At 43.1% G+C, this 20,200-nt stretch carries 15 protein-coding genes; 5 read left to right on the forward strand and 10 right to left on the reverse strand.

Features of this window, described 5'->3' with window-relative positions; all coding sequences use genetic code 11:
- Positions 1 to 1,074 (reverse strand): hypothetical protein (locus WBA23_RS01040; protein WP_424580373.1); only part of this gene is annotated, 1,074 nt, incomplete at its 3' end.
- Positions 1,075 to 1,572: 498 nt separating this feature from the next.
- Here WBA23_RS01040 and WBA23_RS01045 point away from each other — a divergent pair.
- Complete coding sequence (locus tag WBA23_RS01045; protein ID WP_424580374.1) at positions 1,573 to 3,090, forward strand: alanine/glycine:cation symporter family protein; 1,518 nt, start codon at positions 1,573 to 1,575, stop codon at positions 3,088 to 3,090.
- 8 nt (positions 3,091 to 3,098) lie between these two features.
- On the opposite strand, the gene WBA23_RS01050 is transcribed toward WBA23_RS01045, so the two are convergent.
- The 5 genes from WBA23_RS01050 to WBA23_RS01070 all read right to left on the reverse strand — a co-directional run bounded on the left by WBA23_RS01050 (position 3,099) and on the right by WBA23_RS01070 (position 11,237).
- Positions 3,099 to 5,966 (reverse strand): WG repeat-containing protein, encoded by a 2,868-nt coding sequence (locus tag WBA23_RS01050; RefSeq protein ID WP_424580375.1) that lies wholly within the window; start codon positions 5,964 to 5,966, stop codon positions 3,099 to 3,101.
- Positions 5,967 to 6,278: 312 nt separating this feature from the next.
- Complete coding sequence (locus WBA23_RS01055; RefSeq protein WP_424580376.1) at positions 6,279 to 7,754, reverse strand: DUF1501 domain-containing protein; 1,476 nt, start codon at positions 7,752 to 7,754, stop codon at positions 6,279 to 6,281.
- Between the two features lie 34 nt (positions 7,755 to 7,788).
- A complete protein-coding gene (vapC, locus tag WBA23_RS01060) occupies positions 7,789 to 8,193 on the reverse strand; it encodes a type II toxin-antitoxin system VapC family toxin (RefSeq protein WP_424580377.1) in 405 nt (134 codons plus the stop codon).
- Positions 8,194 to 8,196: 3 nt separating this feature from the next.
- Positions 8,197 to 8,376 (reverse strand): type II toxin-antitoxin system VapB family antitoxin, encoded by a 180-nt coding sequence (locus WBA23_RS01065; RefSeq protein ID WP_424580378.1) that lies wholly within the window; start codon positions 8,374 to 8,376, stop codon positions 8,197 to 8,199.
- A gap of 38 nt (positions 8,377 to 8,414) precedes the next feature.
- Positions 8,415 to 11,237: a PSD1 and planctomycete cytochrome C domain-containing protein gene (locus tag WBA23_RS01070; RefSeq protein WP_424580379.1), complete on the reverse strand. Its 2,823-nt coding sequence runs from the start codon at positions 11,235 to 11,237 to the stop codon at positions 8,415 to 8,417.
- Positions 11,238 to 11,397: 160 nt separating this feature from the next.
- On the opposite strand from WBA23_RS01070, the gene rfaD reads away from it, so the two are divergent.
- The 4 genes from rfaD to WBA23_RS01090 all read left to right on the forward strand — a co-directional run bounded on the left by rfaD (position 11,398) and on the right by WBA23_RS01090 (position 15,893).
- On the forward strand, positions 11,398 to 12,369 hold the full coding sequence (gene rfaD / locus WBA23_RS01075; protein WP_424580380.1) for an ADP-glyceromanno-heptose 6-epimerase: 972 nt from the start codon (positions 11,398 to 11,400) through the stop codon (positions 12,367 to 12,369).
- A 68-nt stretch (positions 12,370 to 12,437) separates the two neighbouring features.
- Positions 12,438 to 13,556 carry a site-2 protease family protein gene (locus tag WBA23_RS01080; RefSeq protein ID WP_424580382.1) on the forward strand — a complete coding sequence of 373 codons (1,119 nt, stop codon included), beginning with the start codon at positions 12,438 to 12,440 and terminating at the stop codon, positions 13,554 to 13,556.
- 163 nt (positions 13,557 to 13,719) lie between these two features.
- Complete coding sequence (locus tag WBA23_RS01085; RefSeq protein ID WP_424580383.1) at positions 13,720 to 14,556, forward strand: carboxypeptidase-like regulatory domain-containing protein; 837 nt, start codon at positions 13,720 to 13,722, stop codon at positions 14,554 to 14,556.
- A gap of 485 nt (positions 14,557 to 15,041) precedes the next feature.
- On the forward strand, positions 15,042 to 15,893 hold the full coding sequence (locus WBA23_RS01090) for a pirin family protein (RefSeq protein ID WP_424580384.1): 852 nt from the start codon (positions 15,042 to 15,044) through the stop codon (positions 15,891 to 15,893).
- Between the two features lie 245 nt (positions 15,894 to 16,138).
- On the opposite strand, the gene WBA23_RS01095 is transcribed toward WBA23_RS01090, so the two are convergent.
- The 4 genes from WBA23_RS01095 to WBA23_RS01110 all read right to left on the reverse strand — a co-directional run bounded on the left by WBA23_RS01095 (position 16,139) and on the right by WBA23_RS01110 (position 19,681).
- Positions 16,139 to 17,440, reverse strand: a complete 1,302-nt coding sequence (locus WBA23_RS01095; RefSeq protein ID WP_424580385.1) for a tetratricopeptide repeat protein — start codon at positions 17,438 to 17,440, stop codon at positions 16,139 to 16,141.
- A gap of 57 nt (positions 17,441 to 17,497) precedes the next feature.
- A complete protein-coding gene (locus WBA23_RS01100; RefSeq protein ID WP_424580386.1) occupies positions 17,498 to 18,355 on the reverse strand; it encodes a PKD domain-containing protein in 858 nt (285 codons plus the stop codon).
- A gap of 36 nt (positions 18,356 to 18,391) precedes the next feature.
- The gene (locus tag WBA23_RS01105; protein WP_424580387.1) at positions 18,392 to 19,111 is read right to left on the reverse strand and encodes a DUF4331 family protein; all 720 of its coding nucleotides are present in this window, start codon (positions 19,109 to 19,111) and stop codon (positions 18,392 to 18,394) included.
- Positions 19,112 to 19,420: 309 nt separating this feature from the next.
- The gene (locus tag WBA23_RS01110) at positions 19,421 to 19,681 is read right to left on the reverse strand and encodes a hypothetical protein (RefSeq protein ID WP_424580388.1); all 261 of its coding nucleotides are present in this window, start codon (positions 19,679 to 19,681) and stop codon (positions 19,421 to 19,423) included.
- Positions 19,682 to 20,200 lie beyond the last annotated feature (519 nt).

The following is a 20,200-nucleotide window of genomic DNA, read 5'->3' on the forward strand; positions in this document are numbered from 1 at the left end:
TATTTCGCACAACCTATTCTTAAGAGTATCGCCACCTAAATTGCGATTGTATTGTGCGTTTGCGGCCACACCTAGTTCTACAATTTTATCTTCATCTTGATCTAAGTAGCGGATAATGGAAGGAATATCTTTTTTAGCATTACTATAGAAAAGTGCTGAAGTACCCTCTTCTAAGTATTCGTGAGTAATTTGCATATGAGGTACAACAATTGCCTTTCCTTGTTTCATATAGTTTGACAGCACCATTTGACCTGAAGCGCCCGTTTCTTCTTTAAGCGGTAAAATACAGGCTTTAGCATTTTTGACCAAAATGTTGAATTGCTTTTTAGGTATATCACAAAGCACTTGTACATTTGGCGGTAGTGTTGTCTGTAAGTCTTTATTCAAACGGGAACCTACAATTACTAATTTCTGGTTTAATCCCTGGAAAGCACTAATTAAAGAAGCATAGTCACGGTTAGTAAACCCACCAGCGAAATAGTAAGAACCTACCTGAGCTTCAATTTCCTGATTTTCTTTCTTGGCATAGGAAAAATCTCCGTAGGGTAATGTTATCAATTTACGGTTGGGAATAGCTAGATATCGGTGGTAGATCGGGCGATCTGCTTCAGAATTAACGATATAATATTCTTCCTTAATGGCTGTCCAAGCCATAATCTGCTTTAGTATAGAGAAGAAGCGATGGTTGTGAATAAGAAAGCCCAACCAAAAAAACTGTTGGCAGCGAATAATCTTGAGCTTTATTAACAATTTAAGAAAGAGAGATGACCAACCTATACTGACAATAGTCTTGGTATTACGAATCTGCTGAATATTTTGAAGCAGGAAGATTATAAAAGAAAAGCATTCAAGTACAGTAAGCTTCTTACTGACCAACCTTTTATTTTTCTTCTCAATCTTTACCAATTCCTGGAAACCTAATTCTTCTTTAAGAAAGTTTACATGAGGGGGATACATCCCTTTGTCTAAGCGGATAACATAGCTTTTCATGGCTTGTATAATTATATAGTGAACAATAGCGTTTTGTTTTGTCAGTGTACTTTGAGTGACTAACTCGTCAAAATACTTTTCCAATACCTATTAGTGTTAGTCAATCATCTATATATGATGGTAAATAATACTTCAAATTTGCTTGTTAACTTAAATTCTTAATGAAGTTACTTTAGTATACTCTGTAGAATATCAGTCAGATAGGGATGTTTTGATGGCAATAAAACCAAATGACAAATTTTCTACCTGTTACTAAGTATATCTATTAGTTAAATAAGCTTAACTGTATTAATTAATATGATTCTCGCTTAATAGTAATTTATAATATTAATTTTTCTTTGAATAATTACTAATTTATATCCAAAGTAAAAAAGGTATATGTCATATCCAAGTAATATTTAACATTAATTTTATTTTATTTTATCGTCATATATTAGTATTAGCCAACATAAAAAAGTAACCCTTAGAGCGATAAAATATTAATTGGTAGTATTGCTGTTTTGATTAATACGGTAGTTTTATCGGAAAATAGGGGAGATTGCGTATATTTCCGCTTTGTTTTTATTGAAATCAAAGTGCCTAATGCGTAAAACCTTACTACTCACCACCTGCCTATTGCTAACTCAGTTATCCTCTTTTGGACAGGCAGTAGAAGAAAGAAGTATTGATGAGACAATTGACTCTATATTTACACCCATATCGAATTTCGCTACATCTATCATCTTTTATCCTCTTCTTACTATCCAAGGGGTAGAGGTGCCATTTATTCTACTCTGGTTGATTATAGGGGCGGTGTTCTTTACTTTTTATCTCAATTTCATCAATATCCGAGGGTTTAAAACGGCGATTGATATTGTAAAAGGTAAGTATACCAAAGCAGATGATCCAGGTGAAGTAACCCATTTTCAGGCACTAGCAACAGCACTTTCTGGTACTGTTGGCTTAGGAAATATTGCCGGAGTTGCCGTAGCTATTTCTATGGGAGGGCCAGGGGCAACTTTTTGGATGATTATTTTTGGTTTATTTAGTATGTCGTCCAAATTCGTAGAATGCGCCTTAGGGGTTAGGTTCCGGGACGAGCATGCCGATGGTACAGTTTCCGGGGGAGCAATGTATTACTTACGTAAAGGTTTAGCGCAAAAAGGTATGGGACGGTTGGGAATCTTCCTAGCAGGTTTCTTCGCCGTTATGACTATCGGGGCGTCTTTTGCTGGCGGTAACATGTTCCAAATTAATCAAGCTGCGGAGCAAGTCATTGGGATTACGGGTGGTGAAGATACCTTTCTTGGGCAGCAAACTTGGGCGTTTGGTTTGATCGTTGCCGTACTAGTTGGAATAGTCATTATTGGAGGTATTCAAAGTATTGCCCGAGTTACCGAGAAGATTGTTCCGTTTATGTGTGGTATTTACTTAATTTCTGCCATTGCCGTAATTATTGTAAATATTGGACAAGTACCTGAAGCTTTTGCTAGAATTGTAGAGGGAGCGATAGGTGGCAATGCTATGGCAGGCGGACTCATTGGTACATTGATTGTTGGAATGCAACGGGCAACCTTTTCAAATGAAGCGGGAGTAGGTTCAGCGGCAATTGCCCACTCAGCTGTAAAAACTAGCGAACCAGTTACCGAAGGTTTTGTAGCTTCACTAGAGCCTTTTGTTGATACGGTGGTGGTATGTACTATGACCGCACTAGTTATTGTGATATCTGGATTATACGAAGGAGAAACCGATGGGATATCTTTAACATCGGATGCTTTTGCTACGGTTATCAGTTGGTTTCCTTACGTATTAGCTATAGCGGTACTTCTTTTCGCATTCTCTACCATGATTTCTTGGTCTTACTACGGAGTAAAAGCCTGGACGTATATTTTTGGTGATTCACCAGTTTCCGTTATTGCTTACAAAGTGATATTCTGCGGCTTTATTGTTATTGGAGCTTCGGTGAGCCTAGAGCCTTTGATCGGTTTTGGGGACGGAATGTTATTCGCTATGTCGCTTCCCAATATAATAGGTTGTTATATACTAGTTCCGCTAGTGAAGAAAGATATGCAATCTTTTTTGAGGCGAATAAAAGAAGACGAAATAGAGGTATACAAATAGTTATTCAACTACTCTTCGCAGTAAATCCTATTGTAAGCATCAGGTTCGTAAGCCTTTCGAAAAATTATATCTCCTTGGGCATTCATGTAGATAAGAATATGTAGCTTGGCTTCGGCTACATATTTCTCCGTTAAATAAACGGGTTCTTGTGTTTGAGAATGAGCTAGCAGACGAATGTCATCGAAACTAGCTGGTAGTATTTCTCCCCGCTGATTACTCAGGATTCCGTAACCTCCTTTTTTGTAGATTTTCAGTAGTTTCTCCGAAGAAGTAGTTGGCAGTTCCGAAAATTCGGTAATGTCACTGTATTGTATCGCTTGCTCATCAAAAGATAATCGGGGTTGCGGAGATTCAGCTAATGCGTAAATATGCCATTGATCTTCGTATTGAACTAAAGCTGATGAGTCGTTCCAGTAGCGGACTGCTTGAAACGCGAAGGGAAGCAGAAGCTGCTTTTCGGGATCAACGATACCAAATTTCCCATCTCTTTGAGCGACATAAAGCGGGGTAGGAATAGAGTCTTGAATGACTACTGAGTAGTACTTCAGTATACTTTCGTAAGTTGGTTCAATGATTACTCCTGTGCGCGGGTGATAAACTCCAAACTTTTTCTGATTGAATAGGCTAAGTAATCCTTCTGGCTGATAATTACCAATTCGCTGGTAGCGAGTTGGTACTAGTTCATTACCTTTCTGATCAATAACACCCTGCTTGCCTTTTTGCTCGATAACGTATATTCCTTCGGGGTAAGCCAAAACTCTATCAATATCAGCCGATAAAACGGTGTCCCCTCGTTGAGTAAGCAGCAATGTTGGCTTTTTGGGCTGACTAATCACGATCGATTCTTCAATCGAACCAGTAGTAGAAACTCCTTGAGTGCGTAACAAGCGGAATGTAACCTCCCCACTATTGGCGACAGAAGGTGGAATTAAGACGGTCTGATGGTTAGCAATCAGTAGCGTAATACTATCTGTGGGTTTGCTCTCTTTGGGAAAGGTGAAAGCAAACTGGTCACTTAGTATCTTAACCGAATCGTAGGTTTCCGATGAAAATTGTGCCGAATCCCTACTAAGGAGCCAATACTGCTGATTATGCTTTAAGGCTAACCACTGATCATTGTAATAAGCTTGAGAAAACGTATTGGGTAGACCAGAACTTCCAGGGGGGTGAAGCGAATAAGTAAAAGTCCGTTCAGCAATTAAACTATCATTTACTACTCTTGCTTTTTCTTCGCTGGTTCGTAGTAGAAAAGCGTCTTTATTACTTATTGATGTTCGGTGTAATACAGTATGCTTTTTCAGCGGTACTACTTCAGCCAGCAAAGTATCTAGCACCATTTCGTATTCACCATCGTAGGCTAATAGATAGTTTTGGTCAAGCAGGGCTACGTCTTCGTATCTAAATTCCGCACTAAAGATTGGATCTTCTGCTTGCTCAATTAAAGTAGTCCGGTTAGTAACTGCTAACTTTCCTCCTTTTTCTAATACAACAAACTCCCCGTATTCAGTAATATCATCATAAGCAGGCGATAGCAGTATGGTACCTGTTAGCGTTTTCAGTCCCCATTGGCCAGAAACTTGGTATTTAATGAACTGGTGAGGCAAATTAGTACCGGGTAGCAATTCTACCTCAGTTGTGTTTTCTGAGTAAGGGATTACAACTTCGCCCGAAGCATGAAATAGAAGTCCCGAATCGCCCATTTTCATCCAAAGAAGTCCACTACCCAATTCGTGTACCGCCTCAATATCATCTTCTGTTTCCAGTGAAAGAAGAACTTTACCATCTTTAGTAAGCAGGTGTAGCATACTATCACTTACTCCCAAAATAATAGGAGTCTGCACTCCGTTACATAAATATGCCGACGGTACCGAAGCAAAACGGGGAGCAATCACGGTCTGCCCTAGTGTATCAATAAATCCAAACTCATTATTTAGGTAGGGAAGCAGAAGTTTTGAAGCGATTTTCTCAGCTTGCTTCAGCGAATCCAAAAAAGGTAAATCCGGAAACGCAATAAAAAAAGAATCGGCTGAATGGGTCTCCCGATGCAGATGATACAACCAATTAACGGCTTTTTGGGTGAGTTTACTCTGCGGAAAATTGCGCGCGAAATTAGCGTAGCTGGCCAAATCATTACCAGCCGTAGTGATAGAAAATACGGATTGTTCTGCCTGTGGCCGATACGGCGACTGAGGAAAAGCTTCTAAAAACTGATAGTAACTTGCTAAGTTTCCAGTTTTAGTTTGGGCCTGAAATGCCAGCGTGTTAAACCGCTCTTCTGCCTGACTGTATTGCTCGGCCTCCGGGTAGGTCTTCATAAATTCTTGGTAAGCCTGGTAGGTATCTAACTGCTGGGTTGCCACAAAGGCTAACTGATTTCTTAAGCGAACAGCCTCCTCTCGTTGGGGTGCGTCAGAGTGCTGTTCTAAAAATGACTGGTACGCTGTTACCGTTGATTCTGCGTTCGCTTCTGCGAACCCCAAGCTATCTAGCCGTCGCTTTTGCCGGAGTAGCAGTGAATCGGTTAGGGGAAGGGCACGTGCCAGCTTTTCTTTTTCTTTTATGGGGGTGATTCGGTAATCTTTGCTCGCTCGTAGCATATATTGATAAGCTGAATCAACGGAGTAGTTAGTGAACAGTGAATTAGAGTAAAGAAGGGAATATACGTAGTAGGTATCAGCGTGTAGGCTGTCCTTCGGATCAGCTAACTGCCCCTCTAGGGTAGCTTGAGCCTTCTCCCACTGCTGATCCTGCATGGCTTTCAGTGCACTTCGAACACTCTGGCATCCAGCATTACCTAGAAACAAAATGATAGCAGTCGCTTGAATGTATGTCCCTAAAGCAGGGCGGGAGAAAGTAATAGACCAGTTCAGATTCATGAATAAGCGATAATAGACAAAGATAGTGCTAAAAGTGAATCGTTAGGGAAGGTAGCTATACTTCCAATATTTATTGTAGAGGACACGCTTGCATTAATCTTAATACATTGCACTTATTGGCGGGTAGGATAGGTAATTAGTAGTTTAATAGAAACTGGTTACGAAGTTATGTATTAGAGCAGATTGCGTAGACAGATAGTAAGCCTAGTTAAGATTAGTCATTCAGCAGTATCTATCATGGTAAAAGCTGGACGAAGAAATGCTGATAAAACACTAAAAAAGGTTGTGCTAAAAAATGTGAAATCGAAATAGCTAAGCAAACAGCTCTTGGATGACCTTCCCGCCTGTTTGAGAAAGCTGCTTGTAGCGCCCCCCGTGAAAGTAAGTAAGCTTGTTATCGTCTAGCCCCAGCAGTCGGAGTAGCGTGACGTGTACATCCTGAAGGGGGTGAACTACGTCAATGGCACTTTCACCGGTTTCGTCGGTAGCTCCAATAGTATGACCCGCTTTTACACCGCCGCCAGCAAACCACATGGCCATCGCGTTCGGATTGTGGTCGCGCCCGTAGGCCACTCCTCCGCTGCGCACTCCATTATCAGGGCTACGTCCAAACTCACCGCACCAAACAATAAGGGTTTCATCCAGCATCCCCCGGCGCTTTAAATCTTTAATCAGTCCGGCTACTGGTTTGTCGATGCTTCTAATCAGGCTGCCGTGGGCGCGAGCCAGATAGTCGTGCGAATCCCAGCCACCGGAGTAAACCTGTACGAAGCGCACTCCTTGTTCAATCAGCCGCCTAGCCAGTAGGCATTTTCGGCCGAAAGCATCAGTTGTTTCTTCGCCCACGCCGTAGAGTTCTTTGGTTTTTTCGTCTTCTTTTTCAATCTCAATAATATCGGGTACCTCCATTTGCATCCGAAAGGCTAACTCGTAGCTTTCCATGCGGGCAGCTAGTTCATCGTGGGCTGAGTGTTGCTGAGCATGTGAATCATTAAATGTGTTGAGCAAATCCAGGCTTTCTCGCTGGTGGTAACGGCTCACTCCGGGTGGTGGTTCGATATCCAGAATAGGGGAGCCTACCGACCGTAGCGGAGTACCCTGGTAGTAAGCCGGAAGAAATCCGTTCGACCAGTTAGAAGCTCCGCCCTGTGGATAGGCTACTTCGGGTAGCACGATAAAGGCGGGCAGGTTCTCATTCTCCGTACCCAGGCCGTAAGTAACCCACGCTCCAATACCTGGTTCACCCCCGAATTTATTCCCGGTATTAATATGGTACATCGCCGTGGGATGATTAACCGATTCGGCCTGAGCCCCTCGGTAGAAGCAAATCTCATCGGCTACATCCGCCAGATGCACGAAGTGTTCACTCATATCCGCTCCCGACTGCCCTACCTTACGAGTTTTGAACGGACTTTCTACAAAGTAGCGGTTACCAGATGACATTGCCGACAGATTCTCGCCCTGCCGGGTGAACTTCTGCATATGTAGATCGTGTAACTTTGGCTTCGGGTCAAAGGTATCAATGTGGCTCGGTCCACCTTCCATCATCAGAAAGATGCAGTTCTTGGCTTTCGCCGGAAGCATAGGTTGCCTAGGTGCCAATGGTCCGCCTGACTTACTCTTAGCTAAAGCAGAACTGCCTAACAAACTGCTCAGGGCTACGGCACCTACGCTGGAGCCCAAACCGTAAAGGAAATCCCGCCGATTAAGCGTAGTGGCGGCTTGCTGGTTGAGCAGTCGTTGGATATGGCTCAGAGAGCTTATTTTATTATATCTTTTTGCCATCATTCACCATTGTAGTATACATGAAATTGCTTACTATTTAATAGGTAACCAGTTGCAGAGGATGCACTTTCGCTATTTCTGCAAAATCCCGATCAATGGCTAAGATTGGTAATTTTAAATCTAGCGCGAATAGGGCAATCATGCAATCATTAGGCTTGCGAACTGTTACTCCTTTTTTTCGGCACTTCCGGTACAAGGTAGCCGCTCGTAGAGCAGCTTTTTCTTGGTCGGAATAATAATGAAACTGAAAGAATTGAAAATCTGACTGGAACTGACGATAGTCTTTTTCGTATCGCATCCCCTGTAACACTTCCTGGTAAATGATCGGTACAATAGAAATGGTATTAGCGGAATAAGCTAAATAGTTATCCATGAAAGCCTCGAGCCGATCATCTTTTCTAAAAAATAGATAGTCTAACCAAGCTGAAGTGTCGATCAACATACTTTAACCCGTGTAGTCCTCCCATAACTCGACTTTCCCTTTCTTAAGCATGATCCGCTTACGAGCCGCTCGTTCGGCTACAAGGCGCAATCCTTCTTCCACAACCTCACGTTTTGTTCGAGCCTTCATCGCCTTCATCGCAGTAGCCATTAATTCGTCGTCTATCTCGATATTTGTTCGCATACACAATAATACGAAAATTTATACACATAGTTAACCGATTAGTAAACGTAAACAAATTCGTTGGCATTGAACAGCACCCGGCACAAATCAGCCAAAGCTCGAGTCTCGGGGGCAACTTCAGAAGGGGCGATATCGGCTACGTAGTCTTCGTACATATCCAACCGCTCAGTATAAGAAAATGCTGAACCCGTCATTTCTTCAAACATCGTTCGTTCAACTTCCACCGGATATTCTGGATTAATGGGTTCATTTTCTTGGTGATACTTGACCATCTTCTGTACAAAATCGGCCGAGGTTTGCACTTCCTTGGGTTCGGCTGGGCGGTTCCAGGCAAGACTGATCGCTTGCTCAATTTGATTCTCTAACGATTGGTTCTTTTCTTCCAATTGATGAGCCATTGCCAACGCCCGGTTGTAGCTATTTTGCCCGTTGAATAGCGTAAACACCTGAGGTGTAACCGTAGAAGCGATTCTTGCTTCGCAGGACAGATCGGAATTAGGCTGATTAAATACCTCCAGCATGGGGTTGGGTAAACCCCGGTAGTGGTACGTGTAAATAGTCCGGCGATTGCGTTCCTGCGGAGTGCGCGATGGCTGGTAGGCTGGAGCAATAGAACCCATAATATGCCGCGGCTGCATAGCTACCTCTCGGTTGATTTCTGGTTTAATGGGCAAGCCACCCATTTCAGTATTTAGCTCTCCGGAAACCGCTAGCATGGCATCGCGCAGTTCTTCCGCCGCTAAGCGACGCGGCGAGTAGTAAGACAAATAGTGATTATTAGGATCAACTTCGTTTACTCGCTTAGTATCCGGATGGTTACTGGACCGCTGGTAAGTTTCGGAAGTCATAATCAAACGGTGCATTTCTTTGAATGACCAGCCGTGGTCAATAAAATAGGTAGTGAGCCAGTCCAGCAACTCCGGATGCGTTGGTTTTTTACCCATGACCCCAAAATTATTCGCGTTACCCGCTAAGCCCTGCCCAAAGTGGTGCTGCCAGATGCGGTTTACAACGGCGCGAGTCGTTAACGGATTATCGGCACTCGCTAACCAATTGGCCAGCGCAATTCGGCGACCATCGCGGGTATCAGGAATAGAATCTTGAATAGGGGATTCTACTGATTCAGTAAATGTACGAATAGCACTTAGCACCCCTGGCGTAACTTCTTGGTCGGGAGCATGCACCGATCCACCACTGAGGATAAAGGTCGATTGAATATCCGAACTAATACTATCGGGGACTTCCATCCGGCGGCCACTATGAGGGTTGTCAACTACGGCCCCATTATAAACCGAGTAGGCTAAAGGATCGTAGCGTTTCATCTGGTGGCGAAGCACCTGAAGCCGTTTTTGCAGAACTTTGCGATACCCCAAGTCATGGTCAGTTAATCCGTAAAAACGAGGTGGCTGCTGATTTTCAGGTAACTTCTTCCTTTGGTTTCGGGGTAAATACTTAAGTCCCTGTTGGTTCATCCAACGACGAGCCGCATTTTCTTCTTTTTCGTTAATAGCTTTTTGAGCTTGTTCCGCCTCAAGAATCAGTCGCTTCAGTCGAGCGTTACCAGTCTCAAATCCTGCTTTATTCTCGGAGGGTAAATAAGAGGCTTCTCGTTCGGCAAATTGTACCGGAGCAAAGCTAGCCTGAATACGGTAGTAGTCGCGGGTAGGAATCGGGTCAAACTTATGATCGTGGCAACTAGCACAACGTAGCGGAATGGCCATAAAAGTTTCGCCTATGCTATTAGTTACATCATCTAAGAACAACTGCCGGGTTTCGGAAGCTACGCTCATTGCCGTATGTTCCCAAGGTCCCATCCGCAGGTACCCTACCGCAACCAACATTTCTGAATTGGTTGGGTCAATTTCATCGCCCGCGATCTGCTCCCGGATGAATTGGCTGTAGGGCTTGTCGTCATTGAACGAGCGAATTACGTAGTCGCGGTAGCGCCAGGCGTTGGGTCGTTCGAAATCATTGGAGTAGCCGTCGGTATCGGCGTAGCGAACAATGTCTAGCCAGTGGCGGCCCCAGCGTTCGCCGTAGTGCGGAGAAGCCAACAGACGATCAAGCAGTTTTTCGTAAGCATCGGGGGATGAATCGTTAATAAAAGCATCTACTTCTTCGGGAGTAGGGGGAAGTCCGATCAGGTCGAAGGTAGCCCGGCGAATGAGTGTTTGCTTGTTGGTTGCTGAAGCGGCTGAAATCTCTTTTTTCGCTAGTTTGCGCTGAACAAAGGCATCTACCGGATGACTCGATTCAGTCATATATTCTTCGGGTACTTCGTAATCTTGTACTGGTTGAAACCCCCAAAGGTCTTCGGGTTGGTACCGCCTATTTTGCCAAGTAGCGGATAGTGCCTCGCTGGTCTTCACTTTCATGCCATCAGAATACGTCCACTCAGTATTTTCTACTAAATAGGTGCGGCGTTCATCGTTGGGCCAAGGAGCACCGGCATCAATCCAATTTTTCACCAAATCTACCTGAGCATCGGTTAGGCGGTCATTTTCCTTGGGCGGCATTTCGTAGTCGCTATTTTTCCAGGTTACTGCTTCGTATATTAAGCTATTCTTAGCATCGCCGGGCGTAAGTGCCACTTCACCCGATTCCCCTCCAGCTAGTGCACCCTCCAGCGTATGAATGTTAAAGTCACCTTCAATGTCACTAGGCTTATCACCGTGGCAGGCAAAGCACTTTTCTTGCAAGATTGGGTACACCTCGTGGGCAAAAAGTAGTTCGGCTTCCTCTTCACTTAGTGTATTACCTGACTGGCAACTCAATAAGGAGATGATAGTAGTGCTGAACAGGAGGTAGGCCAAGCGTTGCGGTGTGATCATTACTACTACGTATTCTACGGTTGTTAACAAAAGTTAAAAGTTACTAAAAATATAAGCTAATTCATATACCTTTGGTTCACTATTAATTATCCCCTGTCAACCCCGGAACTTACCCAGAGTCAATTTTCAATTGGGGTTAGTTTTGTTATAAAACAGAAGCTATTTTTGGGTTTATTAAACTACCTAAGCTATGATTATTGTAACGGGCGGAGCTGGATTTATCGGAAGCAATCTTATAAAGGGACTCAACGAATTGGGGCACGAAGATATTCTGGTGATTGACAATCTGGCTAATGCTCAGAAGCACTTGAACTTGAACGGACTATTCATCGCTGATTTCTTAGATAAGAAGGATTTTCTGGCCGCTCTGCCTTTCCTTCAGAATATTACCGCAATTTTCCACCAAGGGGCGTGTTCCTCTACTACTGAAACGGATGGCGAGTATATGATGCGGAATAACTATCAATTTTCTAAAGCACTGCTTCATCACTGCGTTGATCGCCAAATTCCGTTTTATTATGCTTCCAGTGCCTCAGTATATGGCAACGGTGATAATGGCTTTGCTGAAGAGCGGAAAAGTGAGTACCCACTTAATGTATATGCCTTTTCTAAGTTTATGTTCGATCAGTACGTGCTTCGCTATTTAAAAGCGAATGCGGTGAGCTCTCCGGTGGTCGGGCTACGCTACTTTAATGTATACGGCTACCAAGAAAATCACAAAGGTAATATGGCATCCGTAGTTTTTCATTTTTACAATCAGCTACAGGAGGGTGGAAAAATGCGCTTGTTCGAGGGCAGCGAAGACTTTCGGCGAGACTTTATCTTTGTAGAAGATGTAGTACGAGTTAACCTTCATTTTTTTCAACAGGCTCAATCGGGAGTGTTTAACTGTGGTACGGGTGAAGCTCGCAGTTTTCTCAATATCGCTCATATCATTCAGTCGTTGGAAGATAAAGAAACCAAAATTGAATTCATTCCCTTTCCTGACCACTTGAAAGGGAAATATCAGACGTTTACCCAGGCTAACCTGCAAGCTCTCCGAGATATTGGTTATACTCAACCCTTCACCTCTTTGGAAGAAGGGGTAAAACGCTACTACCAACGGCTTCAATCCCACCATGGCTTATTCACTAGTTCCTTCCAGCTATTAGAAAAAAACTAAGCAAGTAGTTAGAACATTTCACCCGAAGGTAGTTTTATCAGTAAGTATTACTTTTTAAACTAGGTAGCATGAAATGGTCACTTTCACTCGGTAGAGTCTCGGGTATTCAGGTATATATCCACTGGACATTTTTGATTTTAGTAGGTTGGATCGTACTACAGAACGCTTCTCGCGGACAATCGGTTGATCAAATTCTATTGGCAGTTGCGTTTTTGCTGGCTATCTTTTTATGCGTATTTCTGCACGAACTAGGGCACGCTCTGGCCGCCCGGCAGTACAATATTAAAACCCGCGATATTACGATGCTGCCCATTGGGGGTTTAGCCCGATTGGAAACTATTCCCGAAGAACCGAAGCAGGAGCTGATAGTAGCATTAGCTGGCCCGGCCGTCAACTTGGTTATTGCCGCGGTACTTGGGCTGTTAGTATCGGCCGACCCCAGCAGCGTAGAGAATTTTGATATGATGACGTTAAATGGTCAGAGCTTCTTATATACGCTAATGGTAGCTAATCTGGTACTAGCATTGTTCAATCTGATTCCCGCCTTTCCAATGGATGGCGGACGGGTGCTGCGAGCGCTGCTTTCGTTTCGGTTGCCCCGCCCTCAGGCTACACGTATTGCCGCCGGAATTGGACAGGTCTTAGCGATTGGTTTTATATTTATTGGACTATTTTATAATCCTTTTCTGTTGCTGATTGGCTTTTTTATTTTCTTGGGAGCCCAAGCTGAGTCTAATTTTGCGCAAACCCGCTCATTACTGCAAGGGTATCGGGTAGAAGACGTAGTGATGACTCGCTACCAAACCCTACACCCAGACGATGAAATAGGTCGGGCAGTTGATTTGCTATTGGATGGTCAGGCTACGGCTTTTTTGGTGGAATCAGAGGAAGTAGTACAAGGCAGCCTTAGCCGGAAGGAAATGATTAAGGCACTGGCTACCTACGGCAAGTCGGCACGTATTGGTGACGTGATGCGAACCGAAGTACGGCAGTTGCGAGCCGAAGAACCATTGGAAAAAGTATACCAGTATTTTCAGGAGCAACGCGATGCCTTGCTTCCGGTGGTGAAGCAAGGGCGGTTAATTGGGGTACTGGATAAAGAGAATATTCACGAGTTTATTATGGTACAAAATGCGGTAGGTAATGATAATAGAACATCAGTTGACCGGAAGTTACAAACGCAATAAAAAGGTATTAGGTGAACTGAGAAGAACTGAAGAACCGAAGAACTGAAGAGCTGAGGGGTGAATGATAGAACAGATATGATTTATTCAGTCCTTCAGCTCTTCAACCTCCACGACTAATTGCTGTATCATATATTGCGAAGTGATTACCAAAACGCCCTAAACTATGTCACGTTTTCTTCTGCTGTCTCTTAGCTTATTTATGTTGGAAGTACCCTCACTAGCGCAAACGGTGGAAGGTAAGGTTCAAAATGCAGCTACCGAAGAGGGATTAGCATACGTAAATATTGGAGTAGTGGGAAAAAATGTAGGAACGGTATCTAACCAAGATGGCGACTTCCTGATAGCGATTGATGAACAATACAACCAGGACACACTAAAAATATCAATGGTTGGTTACCAGCCTCGTTCCTTTGTGGTGGCTAACTTTAAAGAGCAAATGCAAGACGACCCTACAGTTGCTCTCACTGAGGCGGTGGCTACGCTCAAAGAAGTAGTAATAAAAGATAAACGCTACCGGGGGCGCAAGCTAAAGGAGCGAATTATTGGGAATACGAAAGCAGTACCTACCAACCAAACCTACTTTGCCTTTAATGCTTTAGGCAATGAAATGGGCATCTTCATCAAAGTAAAGCGTAACCCGACTTTCGTCCAGAATTTCAATCTCTTTATTACCGAAAATAAGTACGAGACCTTTAAATTCCGGCTCAACTTTTACTCAGTTAAAAATGGGAAGCCTTACCAGAATCTGCTGAACCAAAATGTGGTTGCTAGTTTTACGGAAAGCCGAGGACAACTAACAGTAGACCTGCGCGATTATAATATTATGTTGGAGGACGATGTAATTGTTACTATGGAGTGGATTGAAGAGTTAGGCGAACATGGTTTAGCCTTTTCCACGGGGTCTAGTTGGACCCGACGGGCGATTGTCCGACAAACCAGCCAGGGAAATTGGAAAGAGGGCGGGCCACCCATTGGCATTACGCTGAAGGTTTTGCAATGATAAATCTTCAGGTGTCAGAACGTGTATCTTCTGTCTAATCCTCTTTTGCTTTAGGGCTACAATGGTCTCAATCACCTGGTTAATATCCTCTTCTGGTAAAGAATAAAACTCCAGTTTCTCACCATGGCTACCCGTAATTTTCACCTTGAACTTTTTGGTAACGGGAGTTTTTGAAGTCAGCTCGGCATTGAGCGCAAAGGGATGCTTTATCATGATACGTAGTATGATTACTAATAGAGTTACGTAGACGGCCAATATTAAGAGGATATCAATCATAGCATTGTAAGACAAAAAGATTTTTCGTTTTCACATTAAAGTAGGAAGATGGATCATCACTTAGAAGTGATTGCTCCTCTCTATTCAAAGTGCGATAGATTATGTTAAGCAGATAATACAAAATCACTATCACTCATTCAGCTAAACAAGTAAATCAACCAATTAATAAGCTGACCGTTGATCAATAGTAAAAACCAAGCGAAACGACCATGCGAAGCATTAAGCGAATACATTCAGCAGTGAGTGACCCTATTGGGGAACTACCTACCTTTCGGGTCATGCCTACTCATTCTATTGAGCAGCTTGATCCATTTCTGTTTGTCAACCACCACGGACCACACGAGTACCGACCGGGTAATCAGGGCTTGCCGTTTGGGCCCCATCCGCACCGGGGGTTTGAAACGCTCACTTATATTTTTGAAGGAGATATTGTGCATCAGGATACGCAGGGTTTCAAGAGTAAAATTGAAGCCGGGGGTATTCAATGGATGACTGCCGGAAGCGGACTACTGCACTCCGAGGTGTCATCCGAAGAATTTAAAGCGCACGGCGGAGTAGAAGAAGTTATTCAGTTGTGGCTCAATCTCCCAGCAAAACTAAAAATGACTGAGCCAAACTACACTGGCCTATCCAAAAAAGAAATTACTCACATTAGCGAAGACGACGGTAACGTAACCATCCACCTCATCTCTGGCAGTTGGAAGGGGCAAACCGGGTCAGTAGAATCGCTGACCAACCTTACTATGACTAGCGTAGACTTAAAGGAAGGGGGAAAGTTGGTTATTGATGTCCCAGTTACCGATCAAGTCCTTTTCTACGTAGTAAGCGGATCGGTGGAAGTGAACGGTGACTCAGCGAAGATGCACGAATTGGTAGAGTTTGGTATGGATGATGAATCAATAGAAGTAGTCACTCAAGAAAAATCTCGCCTTATTTTGGGGCACGGTGCACCATTCAACGAACCCATCGTGGCGCATGGCCCCTTCGTGATGAATTCTGAAGCTGAAATCCGTCGAGCCTTTCAGGATTATCAGTCGGGACAGATGGGAGTGTGGAGGTGATCTTGAGAGTTCTGCATCTTCAGAGTTACTCACGAAAGATTTTACAGTTATATAGCTCTAGCATTGATGTGTGTCAAAATTTACGGTGACACGGGTTACTAATAAGAAGCAAGAAGTGGGAGTAAAGTGAATTTCCAATAAATAGCACGAACGATTTCATGGCGGGAAGAAGACAAATAAACTCATTTGAATGATAGAAGCATATACCCGATTGGCATATGCTATAAAATACCGCCGCCTAAAAGTTAAGTAGAAGAATCTAATGCTTTAATGTTGCTAAAAGTAAGGGGGCCAAGTTCAAACTCAGCAGATTTAACTTCTTGCAGATAGTGCCTGGCTTTGCTTTTTTCACCATTTTTCAGATAGATAGCTCCGATATGATAGAGTACTTCCGGCTCAGATGTTTTGTCTTCCACGTGCTCCTGCACTATTGTTAGTGCTTTTGCGTGGTTGCCTGATAGCTGGTAAGCCCAAGCTAGCATATCGTAGGTTTGCGGAGTGGGTCGTCGTTGCACCTCTTTCTGAGCTAGCTCAATAGCTAAGTCAAAATCGTTTAATTCTTCAGCATACAAAGTTGCCAAATACGGGTTATACATATCGCCGTACTGAGGCTGGGTAGCTCGGTCTATAAAGCTGCTGATACATTCTTCTTTTTTGCCTACGTCGCCTTGGTAGTCGGCAATTTCGGCTAGTAGCAAGTAGGCATCAGGTAGGGCTGTTCTACGCAGAATTGATTGCAATATTGCTTCTGCCTCGTCAAATTTTCGGTCGTGAGAGTAGGCAATCCAAGCGATGCCACGTAATGGAGCCAGATACTCAGGATCAAGACTAAGTGCTTTCAGATAGTAGTCGTAAGATTGATCAATCTGCCCGGCGTGACCGTATAGATCTCCCAAATGAGTCAATGCCCAGGGTTTTACTTCTTTTCTGTCGTGCAATAGTACTGCTTTTTCCATCACTTTGATAGCAGAGTCAAGATCTCCAACCTGATCCATATATTTAGATAAGCGTACCAAGTAATCGAAGGATTCGGATTTTTGATTGGCTTTCATAATGCCCTCGGCAATATCGTACTGACCTAGTTCGGCATGGGCGTCATATGCCATCATGACTGGGCCAAATTTTTCGTCAGTTACGTCGTAAGCCCGAAGGCTATAATCCAATGCTTTCTGAAATTTGTGTTGTTGGATGGAGTTGCTGCTTAGAGCGATAAAATTGCCCAATTGTCGTTTTCCCCTGACCATGCTGTTAGCCAGTTCAAATAAGCTGTCGGAGTGGTGAAGGTATTTTACTTCTCCAGTTAGTTCAAATTGCCGACGGTTTAGCGCGCCTAGTTTTTGTAAATAGGTAAAACCATTGGGTTGCTGTTGAATCTTTTCTTGCCAGAATTCAGCTTCCTGTTCCATGGAAGCAATTTTAGCTGGGCGTAGTGTATCTTCCTGAAGGAAGCGAACGTAATCTTCTTGCTGAGTAATTACCGAAAGCTCTTCTGATTGATGGCATGAGAAGCCAATGATGCTTAGTAATATTGTTATGGAATATCTCATAGGTAAGTAGAAAATTAAGGTGGAGGTAGTGCACCTCCACCTATAATCATAAATTGATTAATGAGGTGCCGCTAGATAAGGAAATTCAGTCAAGAAATCCTTATCATTAGCTCCTACATTATCACCAATCAACCCTTGCTGTAAGTCACTAAGGTTTGATAGGTCATCTCCGGCAAAGGCCAAGATTAAGGTTACATCAACTACGTCGTCGGTCAATCCCCGTCCGTTCAGCACATTTTGACCAAGCGTTATATTACTTAAGTCAGTAGGACCGTACGTAGTAGACGCAGTCTTGTTAGAACCCAGTACATCAGTCGCCAACACAGTAGCGGTAGTGGTATTATCTAAACCCAACACGTTGGTATAGGATTCTGGGTCTAGCCCAATATATCCTTGCAGAGCATCAAAAATACCTTTGAAACCTGTAGCGTTCTCCGCTGCTCCATTGGCTGGTAACGTTTCGTTATAGCTATTCTTAGTATCAGCGTCGCCGAAGAAGTTAAACACCGTGCTAATCGCAGGCCTCCCCATCTGGTCGGCAGTAGCGTAGGTTGGATTCACTACCGTGATGGTAGTCATCGCTGAAGCTGCACCCCCTCCGTTGGTTACGGTAACAGTAGCCTCGTAGTCTCCAGCTGACATAGCAACGAACGAAGGCATAGCGGAGTCGCCCCCTTCTAAAGTAACCGCTCCGCCGTCGGGGTCAGTAACTACCCAAGCGTAAGTAATATTTTCTCCCATTGAAGAAGAAGCATCTAGCGTTACCGCTTTTTCAATATCAACGCTTTGATCTGCCCCTACGCTTGCTTGTGGTGATTCTATCGTGGGACCATCCGGTTCGTCGTCTTTACAGCTGACAGTTGCCACTAGCAGTGTCAGACATAGTAGCATTACTGAGTTTTTTATATTTTTCATTGTTAAATGGTTTAATCTATTAGCTAAGTGAAGCATCTATTGTTTTTGTTTGGATTCAGCCCATGATGTGAATGAGTCGCTACTCCCGAGTGAGGATTTAGGAACTTCAATAACGACAGATAGTACATTGGTGCCGGCAAAAGTATCGGTTCCTGGATCGTCAAAAGAGGTAGCATATGCATCACCTTCGGCAGGGTCCGGTACATCAAGTTCAAGGGCATTCCCCGCTCCGTTTACAATATCTACAAACTTAAAAAAGTCCATAAAGAAGGGGTCATCCCGTGAACCAGCAAAGACTTTAATGCCTTCAGCCTCACCAACAGTAGGATCGCTACCGTAGGCAGTAACCGCAGCTTCCACTCGAGTACCACTAGTGGCTACCTGACTGTTAAGACCAGCTTCGGTTGGAGCGGTCGGCCCAAAGACAATTACTTTTCCATCACGAAAAATAGCTTGGATTACAAGATCTTCTACGTTATCACCCTCGTTATCGATGTTGAATTCGTACATGATATTTTCGTCAAAAGAGGCATCAGCAGTAGCTGATGGCGCGGTAAGACCAAGTACATTGCAAACAAACACGTAGTTGTCAGCATTTTCGGGACTTTCAAAAGCGTAAAAGTCAGTGATGTCGGCAGCGGTGCTACCGGTGGATAATGAACCTACAGCCGGAGCATCAATGTGGTCGGCACCTATTAAATAGATTCCACCAGCAACAACCGTCATCATACCGATGACCAGAATAAATCGTTTCATAAAAAGGTTTTTTAGTTAAAAGTTTATTTGAGAATGGTAATCCATATACGAAGCATAACTAGTAATTAGATTTCTCGTATTCGGATGAGTTTAAAATTTTTCGTTTTAAAATAGGAGGAGAATGGTATCATTGGGAGAATCCAGACTTCAGCAATAACTCCCAATGACAATTCACTAGTGAGATGGTTAAAATAGATATTATCGCTTCTTGCATTTTCAAAAAAATAATATCTATGCGTTTAATATATTTTCTATTCTGAATTTTTCAAATATTGAATAATAAAATACTAAAAGGAAGGTTTTGTTTATCTAATTTGTATATAAATAATACGTTTTTATATAAAATATTACATGCCAATATTCGGTTAGTAATTTATTGATAGCCTGCTCAGGTAGGGGGGATTTTTTAATAATAGTGCCTTTTAAATTTACTTCAGGCAGAGAGATTGGAAAGTCTGCTGCCCGCAGACTATTAATAGTTTGCAACACTAATGCTTTCGGATATTTGTATAAAGTCCGATCAGTTTCGTCATAACCAACCATATTGTAAGCCAGTATAATTGCACCCATATGAGCCGAATAGATTGAGTCCTAAAGATAATTGTGTGGAGGAACTACGACTAGGTAAAAGAGTTGACTTTAGTAGGTTGATACAAATTGCAGTGATAAAAAAGCTAGGTAAGCTTTCAAAGGCTATATTCTCTAAGGTGTAGCTATCCAGAGCTTTACGATTGTGAACAATTGGTTTAAGTGATGTGTGCTTAAAGGATTCAGTTAGCTTTAATCCATCCCAGATTCCTTAATAAATGCGATTAGCTTGGGTTTCTCAACTAACTTTATCCTGATACATTTGGACGAAACGCTTCAAAGCTACTTTTCCTTCTGCTTCGGTAAAATAATACTTTTGGCCGAGCAGGGTAGTATTAGCTTAGGCAGATAAGTAGATTGGCAAAATTAGTAGTAGGAAGAGAATAGTATTTTTTATCAAGATAAGATAGTAAGAATACACTTAGGTATAAAAGCTTGATACTAAAGGGAGAAGAGGAAAAGAATGCAAAAAACGGTAGTCACATTTTCCTCCTTTTCAGA

The sequence above is a fragment of the Tunicatimonas sp. genome, assembly GCF_049647865.1.
GTDB lineage: Bacteria > Bacteroidota > Bacteroidia > Cytophagales > Cyclobacteriaceae > Tunicatimonas.